Annotated in this window: 4 protein-coding genes; all 4 read left to right on the top strand. The window is 41.5% G+C overall.

What is annotated here, in order from left to right; genetic code table 11:
* The coding region (locus JCM15548_RS22050) for an MTBMA_p00010-related P-loop-containing protein (protein ID WP_227626064.1) at nucleotides 1-1,087 on the top strand (1,087 nt) is incomplete at its 5' end.
* A 40-nt stretch (nucleotides 1,088-1,127) separates the two neighbouring features.
* Nucleotides 1,128-2,003: a tyrosine-type recombinase/integrase gene (locus tag JCM15548_RS19970; protein ID WP_062128927.1), complete on the top strand. Its 876-nt coding sequence runs from the start codon at nucleotides 1,128-1,130 to the stop codon at nucleotides 2,001-2,003.
* Nucleotides 1,996-2,487 carry a site-specific integrase gene (locus JCM15548_RS19965; protein WP_062128925.1) on the top strand — a complete coding sequence of 164 codons (492 nt, stop codon included), beginning with the start codon at nucleotides 1,996-1,998 and terminating at the stop codon, nucleotides 2,485-2,487. Before JCM15548_RS19970 ends, JCM15548_RS19965 begins: the two co-directional genes overlap by 8 nt.
* An 11-nt stretch (nucleotides 2,488-2,498) precedes the next feature.
* Nucleotides 2,499-2,987: a tyrosine-type recombinase/integrase gene (locus JCM15548_RS21350; RefSeq protein WP_083985286.1), complete on the top strand. Its 489-nt coding sequence runs from the start codon at nucleotides 2,499-2,501 to the stop codon at nucleotides 2,985-2,987.
* The last annotated feature ends 1,364 nt before the right edge of the window (nucleotides 2,988-4,351 follow it).

Genomic DNA, 4,351 nt, shown 5'->3' with positions numbered 1-4,351 from the left:
AAAAACCTACCTTCAGGAGAAAGTAAGTGAACTTATACCGGAACAAGAGAAGCTGGAAATCACCATACTCTCAGAAAACGCCTTTTACTACTTCGACCGCAAAGAGCTAAAACATAAACTGGTACTTATTGAAGACATGGACGGGGCAGAAAATGTGCTCTACCCTTTACGGGAACTTCAAAGCAAGAAGAAGATAAGCAAAACCATCCCCATCAAAGACAGCAAAGGAAATATGAAAACCATTACCTTAAAAGTAGAAGGGCCGATAAGCCTTGCCGGAACCACCACCAAAGAAAGGCTTTACGAAGACAATGCCAATCGTTCTTTACTGGTTTACCTCGATAACAGCCAGCAGCATAAAGAACAGATTATGGAATACCAACGCAGACTATCGGCAGGTAAGGTAAACGATAAAGAAGAAAACGAGCTTAAAGAGTTTTTTAAGGATATGCAAACCATACTCAAATCCATCAAAGTCAGAAATCCTTATGCAGAATTACTAAAGCTCCCGGAGTATGTTTTTAAACCATTAAGGACAAACGCCCATTATCTGGCCGTAATTGAAACCATCACCTTTTACCACCAGTTCCAACGAGACATCAAAATGGACAGGATAACCGGAGAACACTTTATTGAAACCACTCTGGAAGATATTGAATGGGCTAATAAGTTGTTAAAGGAAGTTTTACTGGCCAAGGCCGATGAATTAAATCAGGCAGAACGCAGCTTCTTTGAATCCCTTAAAAAATGGCTTGCAGCAAACAAAAAAGCAAGCTTTTACGCCAAAGAAATAAGGGAGGCCTTTAGAATGCACCCGAGCAAGATAAAGCGCTATCTGTACAGCCTAAGCACCTATAATTTTATCAAGATAACCGGTGGCAACCGTTTTAAAACCGGCTTTGAATACGAAGTAATAGCCACAGACGAATATACAACCCTTGAGAATGCAGTAAATACAGTACTTGACAATGTTTTGGAAGAAATAAAACAAAAAGTGAGTGGGTCAGGTGGGTTACAAGTGGTTCACGGGCAAAATAGACCACTCAACAGTAATAAAATCAGTAAGATAAACGCAGTGGTTCAGTAGTCCACGAAAACGCAGGTGCGGGGTAATAAAAATCATCGTAATGGATATAAACGTTATACTCTCAGAAAGCTTTGAAAAGTGGCTCACTACCTTAGAATATGCACCAAGTACCGTTTATGCATCTGTACGCTATGTCAATGATTTTTTCTTTTATCTGAAATCTTCTGAAATAACCAACCTTGAAGCCATACAGCCCCAGACTTTAACCAATTACAACAAATACCTTCAATACCGCAAAAACAAGCGGCAAAACGGTAGCCTGTCGAATAACTACATAATCAGTAATATCAATGCCATAAAGCGCTTTAGCAGGTACTTACAGGAAACGGGAAAGCCATTTTTTGAAGTAAAAATAAAAACCAGGCCCGACAAGGAAACCAGCAAAATCATACTCTCACAATCAGAAATCAAAGCACTATACAAAGCCTGTGACAACAGTATTTTAGGCATGCGGGACAGAGCCATTTTAAGCATTTACTATGGTTGTGGACTAAGACGAAGCGAAGGGGTAAATTTAAACGTGAATGATGTTTTACTCAAAGAAAAACGTATCCACATCAGGCAAGGCAAAGGCTACAAAGAAAGGTACATACCCATGACAGAAGCAGTAAAAGAAGATTTAGAGAATTACATTTACGTGGCCAGAGAACAAATACGCAGCTTTAAAAACACCAAACCGGAAGCACTCTTTTTAAGCATGCAGGTAAGCCGATTATGTGGAAACGCCATCATAGAAAGGGTTCACAAACTTGCACAAAACGCCAAACTACAAAAACAAACCGGGTTGCACATATTGCGCCACTCTATAGCGACACACCTTTTACAATCAGGCATGACCTTGGAAGAAGTCAGCCAGTTCTTAGGACACAGCAGCCTTGAAAGCACCCAAATCTACACTCATTTAGCCAATGCGTAAGAAACCCGAATACATCTTTAACAAAGAGATAGAGAGCAAGCTGACAGGCTTTAAAACCTACCTTCAGGAACTTGGCAACGGAGCAAGCACCATCCGCCAGAAATCAAACTACGCCGGATACTTTTTGAGCTGGCTTGAAACCGAACACCTGCAACCAGAAGATACCCGGTACAACGATTTACTCAGCTTCATTGATTACTGCAAACTGGAAGTCGATGCCCTGAGCGGAGTCGAAGGAAACAGCAAAAGGCACATCAACAGCAAACTGCGAAGCATCAGAAACTTTTATGAATACCTGAAGCAATCCAACTCCACTATTATCAACCCGGCTGCAAACCTGAATCTAAAAGGCATCCGGCAAAAATTACCTTCCAATATCATCGACTTTAAGGAACTTGAAAACCTTTACCAATCCTTAGGAACCACCACTAACAGAGAGAAACGAAACAAAATCATTTTAGGAATCCTGGTTTATCAAGCGTAACCACCGAAGAGCTGCATCAGTTAAACCCCAATCATTTAAAACTCAAAGAAGGCAAAATAGTTGTTCCTGGTAACCGCAGAAGAAACAGCCGGGCACTTGAGTTAAAACCCTTTCAAATACTGGAACTACACGAGTACCTAACCGAAATAAGGCCAACCATATTACAAGAAATCACAGCCCCAAGACCAGCCAGAAAACCCACTAAAATCAATCACCCCAAAATCGAAAACCAGTTATTTGTAAGCATCAACGGTAGCGAGAATATCAAAAATAGCCTATTGCACATGTTTAAAGCAATCCAAAAACTAAACCCTGAAATCCTTCATCCCAAGCAAATCCGGGCAAGCGTGATAACCTACTGGCTAAAAAACCACAATCTAAGACAAGTCCAATACATGGCCGGCCATAAATATGTAAGTTCAACAGAACGGTACCAGTTAAATAACTTGGACAACCTGCAGAGCAAATTAGAAAAGTTCCATCCCTTGAACAACAAATAAACCCCACGCAGCCAAAACGCCAACCCTCAAAAAGCCCAACGCTGTTTTGTCTGCTCCCCACAAAGAAGGAAAAGCGGTGTTCGTCATCGTCAGTCAGCAAAAAAGCACGCCAAACCGTCCGGCACTTGTTTTTAAAAAGAAAGTTCTATAAGGTAAAAACAAGCGCCGGCCGCCCTTCGGGTACTCGTTCCTCGTAGTTTGTCATGTTTTTTGCCTTCCTTCCTCTTCCTCACTGCAGCTCCTTTGTCTGCTTAGGCCGCTTGTTCCAAAGCTTCGTTTCCCGCCCTGCGGGACAGGCTGTTCCTCACTACGCCATGGCCCAAGCCGCCACGCATCCAACCGCTGCTGTGTTTGGCTCGCCTGCTAACTCCCTCGGTTCGGCTTTGTCACAGTTTTTGAGCCACCGCACGAAAAACCCATCCCGAAAATCAAAAACTCCGCCAAAACCTCAGCGTAAACGCCACTGCCGGCTTTGCTTCCTCATACTTCGTCAGCTCCCGCCGTCAGGCCTCGGTCGTACTCGCAGTCGGCTCGCGCCCACAGCGTCTGCAAACCGCTTCGTTCGTTCCTCACTTCGCTATTTGCAGCCACTTACCCGACGCTGGCTCAAGGCTGTTTTTCCACGCACAATCCATTGTTATTAGCAGGTTTTAAGCAAAGAAGAAAACAAAAATAAAACTCCTGCATCCTTCCGCCCTCAATGAGCGGTAGCACATTTAATCAACTTTAGCAGTTCGGTTGGATGCTCATTTTTATAATTAAATCCGCACAAAATCCCACCCACGGCCAAAGCTTTAATCATAAAAATCGAGCTAAACCCATCCAATACAGAGCGTGTCTTTTCTTTTAACTGAAAAAACTGAAATGTTTTATGGAAAATCTGTCTTAGAAAGGGACAGATTAAACACTACCCAAGCGCGTGACTGTACTAAAAACAAGTATAATATATAAGCATGCCAATATTTTTTCTCTTGCATTGTAGTTCCTAAGTCACACATTAAATGGGGGTTATGTTGTCCTTTTTTGAGACGCAATAAAAAAGTTGCTTTGAGCTGACAGAAAAAGTAGGTTTTTCTTCAATACATACTATTTATAGAAAATAGAATACAAAATGAGAAAAAATGAAAAAATAGAGTTTAGATTTTTAGGAATGGTTTTGAAGGCATCAGACCTTACATGGAAAGGGGTTTTAGTAATTATAAGTGTACTAGTGTTTTTTAGTCTCTTGTTTTTCAATTAAAAGGTTCAATTAAAAGAAAAAAGATGCTATTTTTGAGGGTAGTAGACGTTCTTTGAACACCGGTTTTGGAGCAGGTAAGGAGCCAAAGGAAACGCAAAAAAGTTGCGTAAACTGTTACGATTAC

Origin of the sequence: Geofilum rubicundum JCM 15548 (genome assembly GCF_000974365.1) — a bacterium.
Classification (GTDB): Bacteria; Bacteroidota; Bacteroidia; order Bacteroidales; family Marinilabiliaceae; genus Geofilum; species Geofilum rubicundum.
This window is presented reverse-complemented; position numbering and strand designations above follow the sequence as displayed.

Bases quoted from the DNA above. Each gene is read 5' to 3' on its own strand.
- JCM15548_RS19970 (WP_062128927.1), top strand. From the start codon at position 1,128: ATGGATATAAACGTTATACTCTCAGAAAGCTTTGAAAAGTGGCTCACT.
- JCM15548_RS19965 (WP_062128925.1), top strand. From the start codon at position 1,996: ATGCGTAAGAAACCCGAATACATCTTTAACAAAGAGATAGAGAGCAAG.